Source organism: Shinella sp. H4-D48, assembly GCF_022637395.1.
GTDB lineage: Bacteria > Pseudomonadota > Alphaproteobacteria > Rhizobiales > Rhizobiaceae > Shinella > Shinella sedimenti.
In genome coordinates this window covers 1,143,177-1,161,700 of sequence record NZ_CP093337.1, presented here as the reverse complement: position 1 = coordinate 1,161,700, position 18,524 = coordinate 1,143,177, and the positions used below count along the sequence as shown (strand labels likewise).

The following is an 18,524-nucleotide window of genomic DNA, read 5'->3' as shown; positions in this document are numbered from 1 at the left end:
TCCTTCTCCCCGCCTGCGGGGAGAAGGCTAGGGTGATGGGCAGCCTGGCATGTGAGACCGGGCCGTTCGGCGCTCCTCAATTCTGCGAGCAGGACACATCGCCGAGGCGGCTGGTCTGTTCGCCTTCGGCCATCACCGTCTCTTCGCCACGCGCGGTGCAGTTGCCCTTTTCGCCGGCGCCCGAGCGGAATTTCACCATGGGCTGCCCCTCGATCATGATGCTGGGCACGATCTCGTAAAGTTCCGGCGGGCAGTTCACCACATCCGACAACCTTAGAGCCGGCGCGCCACCGATGAACACGCTCTTGGAGCCCGACATGGCGCAGGATGGAATGGGCGCCGCGTCCTTGGCAAAGGATGGCCCGGCGAGCGCCGAAAGTCCGAAAACCATGCCGAGACCGGCAAACCGCAATAGCATCATCCTGCTTCTCCCTTTTCACGCGCCCCGCGGGACAGGGCCCGCAGCGCCGCAAGCGCCTGTTCGGCCTGCCGCTCGGGCACGAATATATGGTCGTGATGAAAGCCGGCAACCACATTCGCGCTGATGCCCTCGGCCGTCAGCGCCGTGGCGAAGGCCGCCGTTAGGCCGACGGCTTCGAGCGAGGAATGCACGGTAAGCGTGATCATGCGCATGGGCGGGCTGGCGGCGAGATCACCGGCAGCCTCCGCCGGCAGGATCAGCGTTACGCCCTCCGCCTCGCGGAACATGCCGAGCGGCGCACGCATCAGATGGTCGGCAAGTTCGCCGGCCGGCACGCAGGCATAGACGAAACGCCCTTCCACCAGAACCGGCTCCATCGTTTCGATCAGCGCTGCAAGATCGGTGACGCCGCTCACGGCCGGGCCATCCGACGCACGGCATCGCACAGTGCCGCAAAGCCGGCCTTCGCGCCCTCGCTCATGAAGCGGGCACGCAGCCAGGCATGGATCATCTGCTTTTCCTCGCGGAATTCCACAGGCACGCCGGCCAGCGCAAGACGCGCCGCATAGGCGCGCGCATCGTCGCGCAGCGGATCGAAATAGGCGCCCGTGATGAAGGTCGCCGGAAGGCCGGAAAGGTCCTGCGCGTGCAGGGGGAAAGCGTGCGGCGCGGCATCCGGCGCCTTGTAGATATCCCGATAATAGGCGACATCGGCCGTCGTCAGCCCCGGTGCCTCAGCCATCTCGACATAGGAGCCGGAGCCGAGATCGCCGCCGAGGCCTGGATATACCAGCGCCTGCCCGACAATGCCCTTCAGCCCCTCGTCGCGCGCCTTCATGACGATACCGGCCGCCAGATTGCCGCCCGCGCTGTCGCCGATCAAGACGACGCTGCCCGGCTTCAAAAGCAGATCGACAAGCACCGCCCAGCAATCCTCGAAGGCGGCGGGCCAGACATGCTCGGGCGAAAGACGGTAGTCGATGGCGACAAGTTCCGCTCCCGCCGCTTCGGAGATTTCCGCGCAGATCGCATCGTGGCTGTCGAGCGAACCCACGACGAAGCCGCCGCCATGGATGTAGAACAGTCGCGTATCGGTCGTGACCGCGGCCGGCCGATAGCGGCGGACGGGAATGCGATCGGCGACCATGCCATCCTGCTTGACCATGCCCGCGGGCGCAGGCGCGTCGAAGGCGGCGCAAAGCGCATCGTACCAGGCGCGCTGCTGGACGATATCCGCATCCACGGCATCGGCCGGGTAGAAGTCCTCGCAGCGTTTGTGGAAAGCGAGGATACCCTCCTCGCTCGGCATGGGACGTTCGCTCATGTCGGCCCCCCGCTCAGCTTTTCTGCAGGGCAAGGTTCAGCCCGAGCCCGACGAGGATCGTTCCACCCGCCCGCTGCAGCCCCTTCTGCACCCGCGCCGAGCCCTTCAGCCGCGTGGCGACCGCGCCGGCCAGCAGGACGCAGACCACATCGGCGGAGGTGAACATCAGATTGACGACGGTGCCGAGGATGAAAAGCTGCATCCACACCGGCAGCGCGGCCGAGGGATCGACGAACTGCGGCAGAAAGGCCAGGAAGAACAGTGCGGTCTTGGGATTGAGCACCTCGACCGAAACGCTTTCGGCAAAGGCGCGCCAGCCGCTCCTGCGGATGTTCTCAGCCGAAACCTCCGGCTGCGCCTCCACCCGTGCACGGAACATGCGGATGCCGAGCCAGATGAGATAGACGGCGCCGAGAAGCTTGACCGCCAGATAGAGCGACGGCACGGCATGGAAGAGCGCGGAAAGGCCGGCCGCGGCGGCGATGACATGCGCATAGCCGCCAAGATGAATGCCGAGGCTCGCCATAAGCCCCGACCAGCGGCCGCGCGCAATGGTCTGCGCCGTCGCATAGAGCATGGCCGGGCCCGGCACATAGGCAAAGACCGCCGTGGTCAGAAAAAACGCTAGCAATGTCTCGAAGGGCGGCATGGTCTCTCCTGTCGCAATCCCTTGCAAAGCTTACCGCAGGAAATGGTGCAGGGGAATGCACCGGATGCGATGGCGATGCGCCTTGCGCCGCCGATGCCGGCCATATTAACTGGCCGCCATGGCTTTCACCTTCCGGCAATTGCAGTACTTCGTCGCCGTCGCGGAACAGGGCTCGGTGACGCGTGCCGCGCAGAACCTGTCGATCTCGCAATCGTCTATCACCGAGGCGATCAAGGAGCTCGAATCGGACCTCGGCGTGGAGCTTTTCGACCGCCATCCGCGCGGGCTGACCACGACGCATAACGGCCACCAGTTCCTGCGCCACGCCACGAAGATCCTTGCCGATGTGTCGGATGCGCGCCGCTCCTTCTCCGACAACCGCACGCCCGAGCGCGGCAAGCTCAATCTCGGCGTGACCTCGCTCGTCGCCGGCTATGTGCTCTCCGACCTGCTGTCGCGCTACCGTCGCGCCTTTCCCGGCATCGAGGTCAGCGCCATCGAGGATAATGGCTCCTATCTCGAACACCTGCTGGTGGGCGGTGAGCTGGACGTGGCGGTCATGGTCATTTCCAACCTGCGCGACCGCATGGCCTTGCAGGCCGAGATCATCGAGACCTCGCCTTATCGCCTGTGGCTGCCGATCGGCCATCCGCTCGTTTCGGCCGACATCATCTCCGTCAGCGATATTTCCAAGGAACCGTTGATCATGCTGACGGTCGATGAAATCGAGGAGAATACCGGCAAGCTTCTCTCCGCACTCGGCGCGCGACCGCATGTCGCCTTCCGCACGCGCTCGGTGGAGGCGGTGCGCAGCCTGGTGGCGACGGGTGCCGGCATCGCGCTGCTGCCCGACCTCGTCTACCGGCCCTGGTCGCTGGAAGGCGACCGCATCGAAAGCCGCGACGTCTCCGGCGCCCTGCCCGTGGTGCAGATCGGCATGGTCTGGCGCAAGGGCTCCGGCATGCCGCAGGCCGCGCGCGACTTCGTCGGGCTGGCCGAAGCGCTCAGAAGCGGGCGCGGACGATAGCGGCCTTCAAGGCATGCGGTGACGGACCCGCGTGCGGGCGCACCGGGTGTCGAAAGATGTCGGACGGGGCGCCGGAAGCTGCCTCGACTGAAAACAAATAGGTGACACCTTCCGGCGCCCCGTTCAGCGGTTTTTACCCGCGACTCCGGTCTCTCTGCAAAAGCGGGACTGGAGGATGTTCACCGCCGGTTTCAGGGAAGGGCATGGCCGTTTGACACCCGTAGCGCACGCCTTGGCGATACGGCGGAAGGTGTTGCCACCGCCCGGCCTGTTTCCATCCCGGCGGACGATGCCGACGCATCCGCCAGTTCCGCCCCCTTGTGTGCCGCACAGGCACGCCCGACGCGCCGTTCGGGGCATGAAACGGCAGGATCGGTCCGATATCCCGCCATTTCCCCCGTGTCGCCGGAGGGAGACCATTTTCCGCGAGCCCGGTGCATGAGGTTTCGCGTCATCCCCTCACGCCCCGCGCCGACCCCGCCTCGCCGCAACGCCTTGCGGTGTATCCGAGGGCGGGATGGGGAATTGTAGGCATGGATGATGCGGGCGGGGAAAACGATGCCGAATTTTGCTGCGAAATCAGGACGTGCGGTGGGGGTATGTCCTCGGATCGTGCTGTGACAGCCATGGCGGATGCCGCGCGGCCGTAGACTGTACGAGCTCCATCGGCTGCGCCGGCCGCACGAAAAATCTCCGATTTCGGAATTTCCGATACCGACATTCTGATTAATGAATTTGCGAAAGCGGCGAAAGCACGGCACCTTTTTCGCCGGGAACAATACCGCTGAAAGCGGATCAAACCGGGAGACTGTCATGACGCGACTTCTGCATTCCTGCACCGCGCTTACCCTTTCGCTCGCCTTCGTCACATCCGCCATCGCCCAGGAGCCTTTGAAGGAGCTGGGACCAGGCGAAGGCGAAGTCTCGATCGTTGCCTGGGCCGGCTATATCGAGCGCGGCGAGACGGACAAGGCCTATGACTGGGTCACCGAGTTCGAGAAGAAGACGAGCTGCAAGGTGACGGTGAAGACCGCCGCGACCTCCGACGAAATGGTCGCCCTGATGAACGAAGGCGGCTTCGACCTCGTCACCGCCTCGGGCGACGCATCGCTGCGCCTCGTGGCCGGCAAGCGCGTCCAGCCGATCAATACCGACCTCATTCCGAGCTGGAAGACCATCGACGAGCGCCTGCAAAGCGCGCCGTGGCACACGGTCAACGGCGTGCACTACGGCACCCCGTATCTGTGGGGCCCGAACGTGCTGATGTACAACACCGACGCTTTCAAGGGCGAGGCGCCGAAGAGCTGGAACGTCGTCTTCGAGGAAATGACGCTGCCGGACGGCAAGTCCAACAAGGGCCGCGTGCAGGCCTATGACGGCCCGATCCACATCGCCGACGCCGCCCAGTACCTGATGGCGCACAAGCCGGAACTCGGCATCAAGGATCCCTACGAGCTGAACGAGGACCAGTACAAGGCGGCGCTCGACCTTCTGCGCGTGCAGCGCACGCTGGTCGGCCGCTACTGGCACGACGCCATGATCCAGATCGACGACTTCAAGAACGAAGGTGTCGTCGCCTCGGGTTCCTGGCCCTTCCAGGTCAACCTGATGAAGGCCGAAAAGCAGCCGATCGCCTCGACCTTCCCGGAAGAGGGTGTCACCGGCTGGTCGGACACGACCATGCTGCATGCCGAAAGCCAGCATCCGAACTGCGCCTATATGTGGATGGAACACTCACTTTCCGCCAAGGTGCAGGGTGATGCCGCAGCGTGGTTCGGCGCCGTGCCGTCGGTTCCGGCGGCCTGCAAGGGCAATGCGCTGCTTACCGACGAAGGCTGCTCGACCAACGGCTTCGACAACTTCGACAAGATCGCCTTCTGGCGCACGCCCGTCTCCAAGTGCGAAAGCCAGGGCGAATGCGTGCCCTACCACCGCTGGGTATCCGACTATATCGGCGTGATCGGCGGGCGATAGGAAGCGCTGCGGCATACCCCTCCTGATCTCCCCCTTGTGGGGGAGATGTCACCGAAGTTGACAGAGGGGGTGGCCGCGAAGCGGCGACATCTGACCGGGCGGCGCGTGATACCCCCTCTACCCTGCCGGGCATCTCTCCCATAAGGGGGGAGATTGGATAGCTGCGCCTTTTTGCTGCCCATGATCTCCACGCGATGGACGTTTCGCCCATCGTTCAAAACCACCGGGAGCCCCCATGACCGCCGTTCTGTTCCAGCAAGTGTCCCGCCATTTCGGCGCCGTGCGCGCCGTCGACAGCGTGGATCTCGCCATCGCCGAGGGTGAATTCTTCGCGATGCTCGGGCCGTCCGGCTCCGGCAAGACGACCTGCCTGCGCCTGATGGCCGGCTTCGAGCAGCCGACGGCGGGGCATATCGAGATTTTCGGCGAGACGGCGGAGGGCGTGCCGCCCTACCGGCGCAACGTCAACACGGTGTTCCAGGACTATGCCCTCTTCCCGCATCTCTCGATCCTCGAGAACGTGGCCTATGGCCTGATGGTCAAGGGCGTGGCCAAGGCCGAGCGGCTGAAGGCGGCGGAGGAAGCGCTCGCCATGGTCAAGCTTCCCGGCTACGGCACGCGCCGCCCCGGCCAGCTTTCCGGCGGCCAGCGCCAGCGCGTGGCGCTGGCGCGCGCGCTCGTCAACCGGCCACGCGTGCTTCTCCTCGACGAACCGCTCGGCGCGCTCGATCTCAAGCTGCGCGAGCAGATGCAGGAGGAGCTGAAAGCCCTGCAGAAATCGCTCGGCATCACCTTCGTCTTCGTCACGCACGATCAGGGCGAGGCGCTTTCCATGGCGGACCGCATCGCCGTGTTCAACGACGGCCGGATCCAGCAGCTCGGCACGCCGGAAGAGGTCTACAAGCGGCCGGCGACGCGCTTCGTCGCCGATTTCGTCGGCTCGTCCAACGTGCTGCCGCCGGAATTCGTCGAGACACTGGGCTTCGGCCGGCACCATGCAAGCCTGCGCCCCGAAGCCATCGCGCTCGGTGGCGGTGATGGACGCACGCAGTTTACCGGTCGCGTGACGGCGGCAAACTTCCTCGGCGCCGCAAACCGCCTGACGGTGGATGCCAACGGCGCGCGGGTCGCCGCCATGCTACCGGCCTCCATTGCCGTTCCGGCGCAGGGCGAGACCGTCACCCTCTCCTTCCAGCCGGAAGACCTGCACACGATGGATGGCGCGTGATGAGCATCGCCACCGACACCTCCATCCTCGCGCGCCGCGGCGGCCTTTCCGGCCGGCTCTCCGACCTCTTCTGGCGCAAACCCGGGATTCTGCTCCTGCTGATGCTGACGCCGCCGCTCCTGTGGCTCGGCATCATCTATCTCGGCTCGCTGATCGCGCTGCTGTTGCAAAGCTTCTTCTCGATCGACGATTTTTCCGGGCTGATCAACTTCGAGTTCACGCTCTCCACCTACAGACAGCTGCTCATCCCGTCGAATTTCGACATCATCCTACGCACCGTCGTCATGGCCGTGATGGTGACGCTCGCCTCGGCGGTCATCGCCTTCCCCATCGCCTATTACGCGGCACGTTACGCCAGGGGAAAATGGAAGGTGATCTTCTATCTCGGCGTGATGCTGCCGCTGTGGTCGAGCTACCTCGTCAAGATCTATGCCTGGAAGCTGATCCTGGCCAAGGAGGGCATCCTCACCTGGTTCCTCGCCAAGCTGCACCTCCTGTGGCTGCTCGATGCCTGGCTGGCGCTGCCCGTGGTCGGCGGGTCCTCGCTGTCGATCAGCTATACCGGCACCTTCATCGTCTTCATCTATGTCTGGATGCCCTTCATGATCCTGCCGATCCAGGCGGCGCTGGAGCGCGTGCCCGGCAACCTGATCGAGGCCTCGGCCGACCTTGGCGGCAACCCGGCGCAGACCTTCCGCTTCGTGCTGTTTCCGCTCGCCCTGCCCGGCATCATCGCCGGCTCGATCTTCACCTTCTCGCTCACCCTCGGCGACTACATCATCCCGCAGATCATCGGCTCGTCGCGGCTCTTCATCGGCCAGGCGGTCTACGCCCAGCAGGGCACGGCCGGCAACATCCCGCTGGCCGCCGCCTTCTCCGTCGTGCCGATCGTCATCATGGGCCTCTATCTGTGGATGGCCAAGCGACAGGGAGCCTTCGATGCGCTCTGACAGAAACACCGCCGCCCCCCTTGGCCTGAAGATCGCCGCAGGCGCGGGGCTCGCCTTCCTGCACCTGCCGATCCTGCTGATCTTCCTCTACGCCTTCACGACGGAGGAGAAGAGCTACCAGTTCCCGCCGCCGGGGCTGACGCTCAAGTGGTTCGCTGTCACCTGGAACCGGCCGGATGTGTGGGAGGCGCTCGGGCTTTCCGTGCGGGTCGCCACGATCTCGACAGCCATTGCGCTGGTGCTCGGCACGCTCTGCGCGGCCGCCGTTTCCCGCACGAAATTCTTCGGCCGCGAAACGATCTCGCTGCTCGTGATCCTGCCCATCGCGCTGCCGGGCATCATCACCGGCATCGCGCTGCGCTCTGCCTTTTCCTTTGCGGAAATCCCCTTCTCCTTCTGGACCATCGTGCTCGGCCACGCGACCTTCTGCGTCGTGGTCATCTACAACAACGCGGTGGCCCGCTTCCGGCGCGTCTCGGGCTCGCTGATCGAGGCCTCGATGGACCTCGGCGCCGACAGCTTCCAGACCTTCCGCTACATCATCCTGCCGAATATCGGCACCGCACTTCTGGCCGGCGGCATGCTCGCCTTCGCGCTGTCCTTCGACGAGGTGATCGTGACGACCTTCACCGCCGGCCAGCAATCGACCCTGCCGATCTGGATGCTCGAGGAACTGGTGCGGCCGCGCCAGCGCCCGGTGACCAACGTCGTCGCCATGGTCGTCGTCATCGTCACCTTCCTGCCGATCCTCGGCGCCTACTACCTCACCCGCGACGGCGATCAGGTCGCCGGCGGCGGCAAATGAACCAAACGACAAGGGAGAACATCATGGACACCCAGATGCTGATCGGCGCACGTTTCGAAGCCGGCACCGAGGCGGAAGAACACATTCTGAACCCCAAGACCGGCGCCAGGATCGTCGACCTGCCGGAGGCCTCCCACGCGCAGATCGATGCCGCCGTCGACGCCGCCGAGAAGGCCTTCGTCTCCTGGGCGAAGACCACGCCGGGCGAGCGTTCCGCCTATCTCCTGAAGATCGCCGACGCCATCGAGAAGGATGCCGATGCCTTCGCTGCGCTCGAGGCGCTGAACTGCGGCAAGCCGATCAACGCCGCCCGCAACGACGAACTGCCCGCCATCGTCGACTGCTGGCGCTTCTTCGCCGGTGCGATCCGCTCGCTGCACGCGCCGGTCGCCGCCGAATACCTGCCCGGCTTCACTTCCATGGTGCGCCGCGATCCGGTCGGCATCGTCGGCTCGATCGCGCCTTGGAACTATCCGCTGATGATGATGGCCTGGAAGCTCGCGCCCGCCATTGCCGGCGGCAACACCGTCGTCTTCAAGCCCTCCGAACAGACGCCCCTGACGGCGCTGAAAATGGCGAAGCTGCTAGCAGACATCCTGCCGGAAGGCGTGGTCAACATCGTGCTCGGCCGCGGCGAGACGGTCGGCAACACACTGATCAACCATCCGAAGATCAACATGGTCTCGATCACCGGCGACATCGCCACCGGCAAGAAGGTGCTGACCGCCGCCGCCAAGACCGTGAAGCGCACCCATCTGGAACTCGGCGGCAAGGCCCCGGTCGTCGTGTTCGACGATGCCGATCTCGAGTCGGTCGTCGCCGGCGTGCGCGCCTTCGGCTACTACAATGCCGGGCAGGACTGCACGGCGGCCTGCCGCATCTATGCGCAGGACGGCATCTACGAGAAGCTCGTCGCCGATCTTTCCGCCGCGGTCTCCACCATCAAGTACAACGATCCCGACGACACGCTGAACGAGATCGGCCCGCTGATCTCGCGCCGCCAGCGCGACCGCGTTGCGAGCTTCGTGGAGCGCGCCTCCGACGTGAAGCATATCGAGATCACCACCGGCGGCCATGCCGGCAGTGATGACGGCTTCTTCTTCCAGCCGACAGTGGTGGCCGGCGCCACGCAGGAGGACGAGATCGTCCGCCGGGAAGTGTTCGGCCCCGTCGTCTCCGTCACCCGCTTTTCCGATGCGGACCAGGCGATCACCTGGGCGAACGACAGCGATTACGGCCTCGCCTCCTCCGTCTGGACGAAGGATATCGGCAAGGCGATGACCGCGGCGTCGCGCCTGCAATATGGCTGCACCTGGATCAACACACACTTCATGCTGACCAACGAGATGCCGCATGGCGGCGTCAAGCAGTCGGGCTATGGCAAGGACATGTCTATCTACGCGCTGGAAGACTACACCGCCGTGCGCCATGTGATGATCAATCACGGGTGAGTTCGTTGAGGGTGGTCGGGCTTCATCACCCCCTCTGGCCTAACGGCCAGAGGGGTATAACCGGGTGGAACCTTTTCGCCTCTGGCGCGTCTTTGCGAGACCTGACAGGAGGTACTTCCATGCTGAAATGGGCTCTGATTTTTCTCGTCATCTCGCTGATCACCGGCTTCCTCGGCTTTTCCGGCGTATCATCGGTAACCGCGACGATCTCGAAGGTCCTCTTCGCCATCGCCATCGTAATCTTCCTCATCTTCATCGTGCTGGCGCTGATGGCCGGCAGTGCTGTTGTCTGATGAACCCCGCGACCCCGGAGCGCGATTTTCCGTGCTCCGGGGTGTGACGGCGGCAATAAAGATGATAAAAGCGATCACCTTTAACCCGTGATCGCCTGTCGTCCTTATGCCCCACTCCAGTCCATGCCGTGCTGAAAGACACCGTCGCTCCGCTGCCGGAGAGGCGGCATGACATCCGTCGATACCATGCAGGGTGCCCGTGCGTTCGCACCCGGTCTCAAGGCGATTTTCGCCGGCGAGCACGCCTGGTGCGGCGAGAAGATGATGTTGTCGTCAGAACTCGAGGGCGCGATACCGCTTCGTGACTTGCTGAGCGGCGACGGGCTGCGCGATACGCTCGAGCGCTATGCGGCGCACCACCCGGGCGCTGACCGCCGGGCGGTCGCTTCCTACTGGTCGCTCTACTATTTCTCTGCGCTCAACATTCCCTATGTGGTAGCGCGCCGGGCGGAAACCCGGCTGCCTGTTTCCATCGACACCATGACCATCGCACTTTCGGACGACGGCCTGCCGCGCGCCTTCGGACTGCCGGACGAAGGCGAATGGAGCGAGGACTGCGATCTGCTCGACGTTGTGGCGCCGCTGGTGGAGACGCATCTGGCCCCGGTCGTAAACGCGCTGAAGGAAAAGACCGGCATCGCCACTCGGCTCGCGTGGACCAATGCCGCCGTCTACCTCGACTACGCGTTCAACACGACGGACCGGTCGCAGCCCGAGGGCGATGACCATTGGCCCTCCCGTCCGTTGTTCCATTGCCCGCACCTTGCCAACGGAAACCGCAATCCTTTTCACGGCTGCCTGCGCCACGACGTGGAAGCGGATGCGATCCACTGCCGCCGCAAGGTCTGCTGCCTGCGCTACATGCTGCCGGGTATTCCCGCCTGTGGCGAACTCTGCGCCCTGCCGGAACTGAGAAAACAATGATGAAACGCGCCCTTGCCCTTCTGGCCTTCCTCCTGTTCGCCGTTCTGCCCGCGCGCGCCGAGGTGCAGTATCCGTTGACCGTGACGGATTCCTTCGGCCGCGAGGTCACAATCCCCGCCGCACCGAAGGCGATCCTGCTCGGCACCGGGCTCGATCTTGTGGCGCTGTCGCTTATCCATCCAGATCCCGTCAGCCTGCTGGCCGGTTGGGCCGGCGACATGAAGGGCGAAAAGTCGGGGCTCTATGCGCAATTCAGGGAGAAATTTCCCGCCATCGAGAAGGTGCCTGTCATCGGCGACGGCATATCGGTATCCTTCGAGGCGCTGCTGTCGCTGAACGCCGACCTTGCCATTCTCGCCAACTGGCAGGCCGATACCGATGCGGGCCGGCAGGCGATCGGTTTTCTCGAACAGGCCGGCGTCCCTGTCATCGTGGTGGATTTCAACAGCAATGCGCTGGAGAACACCGCACGCAACATGCGCTTTCTCGGCCGCGTGCTGAACCGTGAGGAACAGGCCAACGCCTTCGCCGACTTTTACGAAGCACGGGTGAAGCGTATTCGCGACCTGGCCGCGGCGCATCCCGAACCCGGCCCCACCGTCTTCATGGACGGTCTGCCGAACCCGGACAAATGCTGCTTTGCCTTCGGCACCGGCGGGCTTGGCGAATTCCTCGCCATCACCGGCAGCCGCAACATCGCCGCCGACCTGCCGCGCCAGGGCGGCACGGTGAGCGCGGAGTTGGTCATTGGTGCCGATCCCGATGTCTATATCGCAACCGCCCTGCCCGATGGTGCCTATACATCGCTGACGGTCGGCCCGGGCGTCGATCCGGACCGGGCGCGCGAAACGCTCGCCCGCCTCGTGGAAGCGCCGCATCTCGCGAACCTGCGCGCCGTGCGCGAAGGGCGGGTGCATGCACTGTGGAACTTCTTCAACGCCGTGCCGCTGAACATCGTCGCCGCCGAATTCTTCGCGCAGCGATTGCGGCCGGATGTCTTTCCCAGCATCGATCCCGACGCGACCCTGAAGGAGATCAATACGCGCTTCGCCGCCGTGCCCTTCGACGGCGCCTACTGGATCGACCTCAAGTCGAATTGACCACGCGCGCCCTTTCGGGACGGGATGCCAGAGGCTATATCAGGTCCAGGAGGACTTGAATGATCTGGGCATTTGCGGTCGCAGCGGCGACAATTCTCTATCTCGCACTGCGCTTCCGGCGCTTCCAAAGCTGGGTCGAACCCGCACTGACCATCGTGGTTGCCATCGGGCTGGTCTCGGCTCTGCTGATCTGGCTGCGGGAAGACCGCATTCCGACGGGCGAGCCGGTTTCCGGCAACGTGGCAACGTCGGTCATCCTCGCCGATACGGTCGAGCTCTCCGACATGCAGGCGACGATGGGCCAGACGAAAACGAGCTACCGTGTCACGGGCCGCATCGCCAACAAGGGTACAAGCCCCATGCAGTCCTTCCGGCTCGACGTGATTCTGTCGGATTGCCCCGGCGGGACCTGCCGGGAAGTGGGCCGCGACGACGCGCTCGTCGTGCTGCGCGTGCTGCCGGGAGAAACCCAGGATTTCTCCACCTTCGCCGTGTTCCCCGGCAGCGACTTCAACCCGGTCACTGCGCCCGAATGGGATTTTGGCGTCCGCGACGTGCGTGCGGCGGCCCGATAGAGCATTGTTCGACGCCGAAGCGATCCCGCTTCGGCTGGAAATGCTTCTGGGCTCAGCCCTCGTCCGCACCGGCGATCAGCATGGCGTTGATGCGATCCCCCGAGGCGGCGGCCGACAGTTTGGCAAAGCTGCCATCCCTGACGATCGCCTCCATCTGCTCGGCGATTGCCGCATGGGTGACGCGTGCGATCATCGAGCCGAGCGAGATGCGGCGCACGCCGATCGCAGCGATTTCAGGCACCGTGAGCGCGCGCAGCGGCCCTGCGGCCAGCGCATTGACGGGTATGGACACGGCGTCGACGACGCGGCGCAGTTCCGCCTCGCCCGGCGGCACCGGCACATAGACCAGATCCGCGCCGGCCTTTTCGAAGGCCTGAATGCGGCGGATCGCTTCGTCGAGATCGTAAACGCCGTTCATAACACCGTCGGCGCGAGCGCACAGGATGAAAGGCCGGCCGAGCGAACGGGCGGCGTCCGCAGCGGCGCGGATGCGCTCGACGGCAAGGTCGAATGCATAGGCGGGGTTACCCTCCACCATCTGCGTGTCCTCTATGGAGCAGCCGGACAGGCCAACTTCGGCCGCAAGCCGGATCGTCTCGGCGACATCGTCGGGCGCATCGGCAAAGCCGTTTTCGAAATCGCCCGACACCGGCAACGGCGTGGCGCGCACGATATCCTCTGCATGCCTGAGGGATTCCTCGCGGCTGACGCGGCCCATGTCGGGCCGGCCAAGCGTGAAGGCAAAGCCGGCCGAGGTCGTGGCGAGCGCCACCGCACCGGATGCCGCCATCATGCGCGCCGAGCCGATATCCCACGGATTGGGGATGACGAAGCAGCCCGACTGATGGAGTTGATGGAAACGGCGATGGCGGTCGGCAAGGCTGGTCACGCGCGCACTCTTTCGGATTTCGGATCGTAGAGCGGCACGAGCGAGGCTTCCGCCTTAACCCGCACGCCCGCGATCTCGACTTCATAGCGGGAGGCGAGCATATCGGCTTCGCTCTCGCCTGCACAGGGCACGTAACCCATGCCGATGGCACCGCCGAGGAAGTGGCCGTAATTGCCCGACGTGATGGTCGAAACGATCTCGCCGTCGCGCACCAGCGCCTCGTTGTGGAAGAGCAGCGGCTCGGGATCGGTGAGGCGGAATTGCACCATGCGACGCTTCAGCCCCTCCTCTTCCTTCCTGATAACGGCGTCGCGGCCGATGAAATCGCCCTTCTTCGTGCGCACGGCAAAACCGAGACCGGCTTCCAGCACATGGTCTTCGTCGGTGATGTCGTGGCCAAAATGGCGGAATGCCTTTTCGATGCGGCACGAATCCAGCGTGTGCAGGCCGCAGAGTTTCAGGCCGACATCGGCACCCGCCGCTTCCAGCGCCTCGAAGACATGGGCCGTCTGGTCGGTGGACACATAGAGTTCCCAGCCAAGCTCGCCGACATAGGTGACGCGGTGCGCGCGGGCGAGGCCCATGCCGATCTCGATCTCCCGCGCGGTGGCGAAGGGGTGTGCGGCATTGGAGAAATCGTTCGGGCTGACTTTCTGCATGAGCTCACGCGCCTTCGGCCCCATGACGCAGAGCACGCTTTCGGCGGCCGTGACGTCGGTGATGACGACGAACTCGTCTTTCAAATGCTTTCGCAGCCAGGCAAGATCGCGCTGCAGCGTCGCGCCGGGCACGACGAGGAAGAAGGCGGTCTCCGAAAGGCGGGTCACCGTCAGATCGCTCTCGATGCCACCACGGGCGTTGAGCATCTGAGTGTAGACGATCTTCCCGGGGGCGACGTCCATCTGGTTGGCGCAGAGTTTCTGGAGGAAAGCCAGCGCATCGCGGCCCTCGACGCGAATCTTGCCGAAGGACGTCATGTCGAAAAGGCCGACGCCGTTGCGGACAGCCAGATGCTCTTGCTTCTGGTTCTCGAACCAGTTCTGCCGCTTCCAGGAATAGCGGTATTCCCGCTCCTGGCCTTCCTTCGCAAACCAGTTTGCACGCTCCCAGCCGGCGACCTCTCCGAAGACGGCACCGCGCGCCTTCAGATGCTCGTGGATGGGCGAACGCCGCACGCCGCGGGCGGTCGCCATCTGGCGATAGGGAAAGTGATCGGCATAGAGCAGGCCGAGCGTTTCGGAAACACGGTCCTTGAGATAGGCACGGTTCCTCTGGAACGGCTGGGCGCGGCGGATATCCACCTCCCAGAGATCGAAGGGCGGCTCGCCGTCGTTCATCCATTGCGCCAGCGCCATGCCTGCGCCACCGGAGGAGACGATGCCTATGGAGTTGTAACCGGCCGCGACCCAGTAGCCCTTCAGCTGCGGCGCTTCGCCGAGATAGTAGCGGTCGTCAGGCGTGAAGCTCTCGGGGCCGTTGAAGAAGGTGTGGATGCCGGCCGTCTCCAGCATCGGCATGCGGTTGATGGCGTTTTCGAGGATCGGCTGGAAGTGATCGAAATCCTCCGGCAGCTGGTCGAAGCAGAAATCTTCCGAAATGCCGTCCATGCCCCAGGGCTTGGCCTTCAGCTCGAAAGCGCCGATCAGCATCTTGCCGGCATCTTCCTTGTAATAGGTGCACTCGTCCGGCACGCGCAGCACCGGCAGGCGCTGGAGGTTCGGGATCGGCTCGGTGACGATGTAGAAGTGCTCGCAGGCATGCAGCGGCAGCGTAACACCCGACATGTCAGCCAGCGTGCGGCCCCACATGCCGGCGGCGTTGACGACGTTTTCGGTCTCGATGGTGAACGTCTCGCCGTTTTGCTCGCAGGTGACGCCCGTCATGCGGCCGTCCTTCGTCTCGACGGACGTAACCTTGACACCTTCGAGAACGGTCGCACCGTTCTGGCGCGCACCCTTGGCAAGCGCCATGGCGATATTGGCTGGATCGCACTGGCCGTCGAGCGGCAGATGCACGGCCGCCTTGATATCCGCCGTGTTGAGATGCGGATACATCGCCTTCACCTCGTCGACGGTGATCTCGCGCACGTCGACATCGAAGGCGCGTGCAAGCGAGGCCTGGCGGTAGATCTCCTCTTTGCGTTCCTCCGTCAGCGCCACCGTCATCGAGCCGCACTGGCGCATACCCGTGCCGATGCCGGTCTCGGCCTCGAGCTTGGTGTAGAGGTCGGCGGAATATTTCGCGAGCCGCGTCATGTTCTGCGAGGCGCGTAGCTGGCCGATGAGGCCTGCCGCATGCCAGGTCGTGCCTGATGTCAGCTGCTTGCGCTCCAGCAGCACCACATCCGTCCAGCCGAGTTTCGCCAGATGGTAGGCGACCGAACAGCCGGACACGCCGCCGCCGATGATGACGGCTCTTGCCTTCGAAGGGATGGGCTTGCTCATGCACGCAGTCTTTCATTGTTGGGGTCGAAAAGCGGCCCGTCCGGCTGGACCACTGCCTTGAAACGGTCGCCGTAGATTTCCACCTCGATCTCGGTGCCTGCCAAGGCGAGGTCGGCGCGCAGCATGCCGAGCGCGATGGATTTGCCGACACGGTAGCCCCAGTTGCCGGAGGTGGTCTCGCCGACCACCTGTCCGCCATGCCAGAGCGTCGACATGTAGGGCGCGTCGCAGTCGCCGGCCTCTACCGTCAAAAGCACGAAGCGCTTGGTGACGCCGTTCTGCTTCTCGCGCTCCAGCGCCGCCTTGCCCTTGAAATCGGGCTTGCTCCAGTCGACGAAACGGTCGAGGCCGCCTTGCAGGATGGTGTAATCGGTCGAAAGGTCACCCTTCCAGGCGCGGTAGCCCTTCTCGATGCGTAGGCTGTCCAGCGCCTCCATGCCGAAGGGTTTGAGGCCATGCTTCTGGCCCGCTTCCCACACTGCGTCGAAGATGGCGGCGGTATCCTCGATCTTCGTGTGGATTTCCCAGCCGAGTTCGCCGGCAAAGGACACCCGCACCAGCTGGCACCAGCGGCCGGCGATCTGGCAGCTATGATGCGTCAGCCAGCCCTTGGAAAGATCGGCATCCGAAACCTCCGCAAGGATGGCGCGGGAATTGGGACCGGAAAGGATCTGGCAGGAAAAACTCTCCGTCACGTCGTCGATGGTGAAGGCTGCATCCTTGGGCAGATGCTTCTGCAACCATTCGAAATCGTGCCACTGGGCGGTTGCGGCTGTGATGAGGAAGAAGAAATCCTCGTCCAGCATCATCACCGACATTTCCGTGACGATGCGCCCCTTGTCGTCGGCGAAATAAGCAAGGCCGATGCGGCCGGGTTTCGGCAGCTTGCCGGTGGTCAACGTCGAGAGCCATGCCGTCGCCCCCTCACCCTTCACGCGGAAGCGCGAGAAACCGGGCAGGTCGAGAATGCCAGCGGCCTCGGTGACGGCGCGGCACTCCTCCTCGATGCGCGGCCGCCACGGACCCTCGCGGTTCCAGGTCTGCGTCGATTCTTCGGATATGTCGTCACCGGGCTTGGTGTACCACATGGCGCGCTCCCAGCCGTTATAGGGCTTGAACTGCGCGCCGAGCGCCTTGATGCGATCGTGGATCGGCGAGAGCTTCTGGTCGCGTCCTGCCGGCCAGGCATGCTTGGGGAAGTGCATGGCATATTCGTGGCCGTAGATTTCCATGCCCTTGGCGATGCAGTAATCCTTATTCGCGGCGAAGCTCGTATAGCGGCGCGGATCGCAGGACCACATGTCCCACTCCGTCTCACCCTCCGTCACCCATTCCGCCAGAACCTTGCCGGCGCCGCCCGCCTGGCAGATGCCGAAGGTGAAAACGCAGGCTTCGTATGCGTTCGGCACGCCGGGCATGGGACCGATCAGCGGGTTGCCATCGGGCGCATAGGGAATGGGACCGTTGATCATGCGCGACAGGCCCGCCGTGCCGAGGATCGGCACGCGCTCGACGGCATCGTTGAGATACCATTCGAGACGGTCGAGATCGTCGGGGAAAAGCTGGAACGAGAAATCGTCCGGCATCGGATCATCTGGCGTCACCCAGTGTGCCTTGCAATTGCGCTCATAGGGGCCGAGATTCATGCCCGTCTTCTCCTGGCGGAGATAATAGGACGAATCCACGTCGCGCAGCAGCGGCAGCTTGTGGCCGGCTTCCTTGGACCACGCGGCAAGCTCAGGGATTTCCTCGAAGAGAATGTACTGATGGCTCATCACCATCATCGGCACCTCGCGGCCGAACCATTTTCCCACCTCGCGCGCATAATAGCCAGCGGCGTTGACGACCTTCTCGCAGCGGATTTCGCCCTGCGGCGTGGTGATCACCCACTCCTCGCCCTCGCGCCGCGCGCCGGTGGCGGGACAGAAGCGGAAGATCTTCGCGCCCATGTCGCGCGCGCCCTTGGCGAGCGCCTGCGTCAGCTGCGCGGGGTCGATATCGCCATCATAGGGATCGTAGAGTGCGCCAGTCAGGTCATGCGTTTCGAGGAAGGGGTATTTTCCCTGCATCTCATCGGGCGTGAGAATGTCGAGGTCCATGCCCTGATAGCGGCCCATGCCGACGACGCGCTTGAACTCCTGCAAGCGCTCCTTCGAATGGCCAAGCCGGATGGAGCCGGTGACGTGGTAGTTCATGGGATAATCGACCAGCGTGCCCAGCTCGCGGTAGAGCGAAGCGGAATAGCGCTGCATGTTCATGATCGACCAGGACGCGGAGAAGGTCGGCACATTGCCGGCAGCATGCCAGGTGGAGCCGGCGGTCAGTTCGTTCTTCTCGAGCAGCACGCAATCCGTCCACCCGGCCTTTGCTAGATGATAGAGCGCGGACGCGCCGACGGCGCCTCCGCCGATGATGACGACGCGGGCATGGCTTGGCAGTGCGGACATTCTCGTTCCCCTTCTTTGCGCTT

At 64.3% G+C, this 18,524-nt stretch carries 17 protein-coding genes; 10 read left to right on the top strand and 7 right to left on the bottom strand.

Features of this window, described 5'->3' with window-relative positions:
- Positions 1–76: 76 nt before the first annotated feature.
- From MNR02_RS05540 to MNR02_RS05525, 4 genes are read right to left on the bottom strand one after another with little or no spacing between them, the layout of a single operon-like run.
- Positions 77–421, bottom strand: coding sequence for a PAAR domain-containing protein (locus MNR02_RS05540; RefSeq protein ID WP_241598264.1), 345 nt, complete (start codon positions 419–421; stop codon positions 77–79).
- Positions 418–837, bottom strand: coding sequence for an ACT domain-containing protein (locus MNR02_RS05535; RefSeq protein WP_241948376.1), 420 nt, complete (start codon positions 835–837; stop codon positions 418–420). The genes MNR02_RS05540 and MNR02_RS05535 overlap by 4 nt, the downstream gene beginning before the upstream one ends.
- The gene (locus tag MNR02_RS05530; RefSeq protein WP_241948375.1) at positions 834–1,745 is read right to left on the bottom strand and encodes an alpha/beta hydrolase; all 912 of its coding nucleotides are present in this window, start codon (positions 1,743–1,745) and stop codon (positions 834–836) included. The genes MNR02_RS05535 and MNR02_RS05530 overlap by 4 nt, the downstream gene beginning before the upstream one ends.
- Before the next feature lie 13 nt (positions 1,746–1,758).
- A complete protein-coding gene (locus MNR02_RS05525) occupies positions 1,759–2,394 on the bottom strand; it encodes a LysE family translocator (RefSeq protein WP_241948374.1) in 636 nt (211 codons plus the stop codon).
- Positions 2,395–2,512: 118 nt separating this feature from the next.
- Between MNR02_RS05525 and MNR02_RS05520 the strand changes: the two genes are divergently transcribed.
- From MNR02_RS05520 to MNR02_RS05475, 10 genes are all read left to right on the top strand, one after another.
- Positions 2,513–3,421, top strand: coding sequence for a LysR family transcriptional regulator (locus MNR02_RS05520; RefSeq protein ID WP_241598255.1), 909 nt, complete (start codon positions 2,513–2,515; stop codon positions 3,419–3,421).
- 813 nt (positions 3,422–4,234) lie between these two features.
- A complete protein-coding gene (locus MNR02_RS05515; protein WP_241948373.1) occupies positions 4,235–5,395 on the top strand; it encodes an ABC transporter substrate-binding protein in 1,161 nt (386 codons plus the stop codon).
- Between the two features lie 235 nt (positions 5,396–5,630).
- The gene (locus MNR02_RS05510) at positions 5,631–6,623 is read left to right on the top strand and encodes an ABC transporter ATP-binding protein (RefSeq protein WP_241948372.1); all 993 of its coding nucleotides are present in this window, start codon (positions 5,631–5,633) and stop codon (positions 6,621–6,623) included.
- Positions 6,623–7,573: an ABC transporter permease gene (locus tag MNR02_RS05505; protein WP_241948371.1), complete on the top strand. Its 951-nt coding sequence runs from the start codon at positions 6,623–6,625 to the stop codon at positions 7,571–7,573. Before MNR02_RS05510 ends, MNR02_RS05505 begins: the two co-directional genes overlap by 1 nt.
- Positions 7,563–8,378 carry an ABC transporter permease gene (locus MNR02_RS05500; protein WP_241948370.1) on the top strand — a complete coding sequence of 272 codons (816 nt, stop codon included), beginning with the start codon at positions 7,563–7,565 and terminating at the stop codon, positions 8,376–8,378. The genes MNR02_RS05505 and MNR02_RS05500 overlap by 11 nt, the downstream gene beginning before the upstream one ends.
- 23 nt (positions 8,379–8,401) lie before the next feature.
- Positions 8,402–9,829: a gamma-aminobutyraldehyde dehydrogenase gene (locus MNR02_RS05495; RefSeq protein ID WP_241948369.1), complete on the top strand. Its 1,428-nt coding sequence runs from the start codon at positions 8,402–8,404 to the stop codon at positions 9,827–9,829.
- A gap of 119 nt (positions 9,830–9,948) precedes the next feature.
- Entirely contained in the window at positions 9,949–10,122 is a 174-nt protein-coding gene (locus MNR02_RS05490) for a DUF1328 domain-containing protein (RefSeq protein WP_241948368.1), read from the top strand.
- Between the two features lie 168 nt (positions 10,123–10,290).
- Entirely contained in the window at positions 10,291–11,046 is a 756-nt protein-coding gene (gene fhuF / locus MNR02_RS05485; protein ID WP_241948367.1) for a siderophore-iron reductase FhuF, read from the top strand.
- Positions 11,043–12,146: an ABC transporter substrate-binding protein gene (locus MNR02_RS05480; protein ID WP_241948366.1), complete on the top strand. Its 1,104-nt coding sequence runs from the start codon at positions 11,043–11,045 to the stop codon at positions 12,144–12,146. The genes fhuF and MNR02_RS05480 overlap by 4 nt, the downstream gene beginning before the upstream one ends.
- Before the next feature lie 59 nt (positions 12,147–12,205).
- A complete protein-coding gene (locus tag MNR02_RS05475) occupies positions 12,206–12,721 on the top strand; it encodes a hypothetical protein (protein ID WP_241948365.1) in 516 nt (171 codons plus the stop codon).
- 52 nt (positions 12,722–12,773) lie between these two features.
- Here the strand turns inward: MNR02_RS05475 and MNR02_RS05470 are convergent, their stop codons facing one another.
- Genes MNR02_RS05470 through MNR02_RS05460 form a run of 3 tightly spaced genes read right to left on the bottom strand, consistent with a single transcriptional unit; the run spans position 12,774 to position 18,501 of the window.
- Positions 12,774–13,610, bottom strand: coding sequence for an oxaloacetate decarboxylase (locus MNR02_RS05470; protein ID WP_241948364.1), 837 nt, complete (start codon positions 13,608–13,610; stop codon positions 12,774–12,776).
- Positions 13,607–16,054 carry an FAD-dependent oxidoreductase gene (locus MNR02_RS05465; RefSeq protein WP_241948363.1) on the bottom strand — a complete coding sequence of 816 codons (2,448 nt, stop codon included), beginning with the start codon at positions 16,052–16,054 and terminating at the stop codon, positions 13,607–13,609. Before MNR02_RS05465 ends, MNR02_RS05470 begins: the two co-directional genes overlap by 4 nt.
- Positions 16,051–18,501, bottom strand: a complete 2,451-nt coding sequence (locus tag MNR02_RS05460; RefSeq protein WP_241948362.1) for an FAD-dependent oxidoreductase — start codon at positions 18,499–18,501, stop codon at positions 16,051–16,053. The genes MNR02_RS05465 and MNR02_RS05460 overlap by 4 nt, the downstream gene beginning before the upstream one ends.
- Positions 18,502–18,524: the final 23 nt, after the last annotated feature.

Bases quoted from the DNA above. Each gene is read 5' to 3' on its own strand.
- MNR02_RS05540 (WP_241598264.1), bottom strand. From the start codon at position 421: ATGATGCTATTGCGGTTTGCCGGTCTCGGCATGGTTTTCGGACTTTCG.
- MNR02_RS05530 (WP_241948375.1), bottom strand. From the start codon at position 1,745: ATGAGCGAACGTCCCATGCCGAGCGAGGAGGGTATCCTCGCTTTCCAC.
- MNR02_RS05525 (WP_241948374.1), bottom strand. From the start codon at position 2,394: ATGCCGCCCTTCGAGACATTGCTAGCGTTTTTTCTGACCACGGCGGTC.
- MNR02_RS05520 (WP_241598255.1), top strand. From the start codon at position 2,513: ATGGCTTTCACCTTCCGGCAATTGCAGTACTTCGTCGCCGTCGCGGAA.
- MNR02_RS05515 (WP_241948373.1), top strand. From the start codon at position 4,235: ATGACGCGACTTCTGCATTCCTGCACCGCGCTTACCCTTTCGCTCGCC.
- MNR02_RS05510 (WP_241948372.1), top strand. From the start codon at position 5,631: ATGACCGCCGTTCTGTTCCAGCAAGTGTCCCGCCATTTCGGCGCCGTG.
- MNR02_RS05505 (WP_241948371.1), top strand. From the start codon at position 6,623: ATGAGCATCGCCACCGACACCTCCATCCTCGCGCGCCGCGGCGGCCTT.
- MNR02_RS05500 (WP_241948370.1), top strand. From the start codon at position 7,563: ATGCGCTCTGACAGAAACACCGCCGCCCCCCTTGGCCTGAAGATCGCC.
- MNR02_RS05495 (WP_241948369.1), top strand. From the start codon at position 8,402: ATGGACACCCAGATGCTGATCGGCGCACGTTTCGAAGCCGGCACCGAG.
- MNR02_RS05490 (WP_241948368.1), top strand. From the start codon at position 9,949: ATGCTGAAATGGGCTCTGATTTTTCTCGTCATCTCGCTGATCACCGGC.
- fhuF (WP_241948367.1), top strand. From the start codon at position 10,291: ATGACATCCGTCGATACCATGCAGGGTGCCCGTGCGTTCGCACCCGGT.
- MNR02_RS05480 (WP_241948366.1), top strand. From the start codon at position 11,043: ATGATGAAACGCGCCCTTGCCCTTCTGGCCTTCCTCCTGTTCGCCGTT.
- MNR02_RS05475 (WP_241948365.1), top strand. From the start codon at position 12,206: ATGATCTGGGCATTTGCGGTCGCAGCGGCGACAATTCTCTATCTCGCA.
- MNR02_RS05465 (WP_241948363.1), bottom strand. From the start codon at position 16,054: ATGAGCAAGCCCATCCCTTCGAAGGCAAGAGCCGTCATCATCGGCGGC.
- MNR02_RS05460 (WP_241948362.1), bottom strand. From the start codon at position 18,501: ATGTCCGCACTGCCAAGCCATGCCCGCGTCGTCATCATCGGCGGAGGC.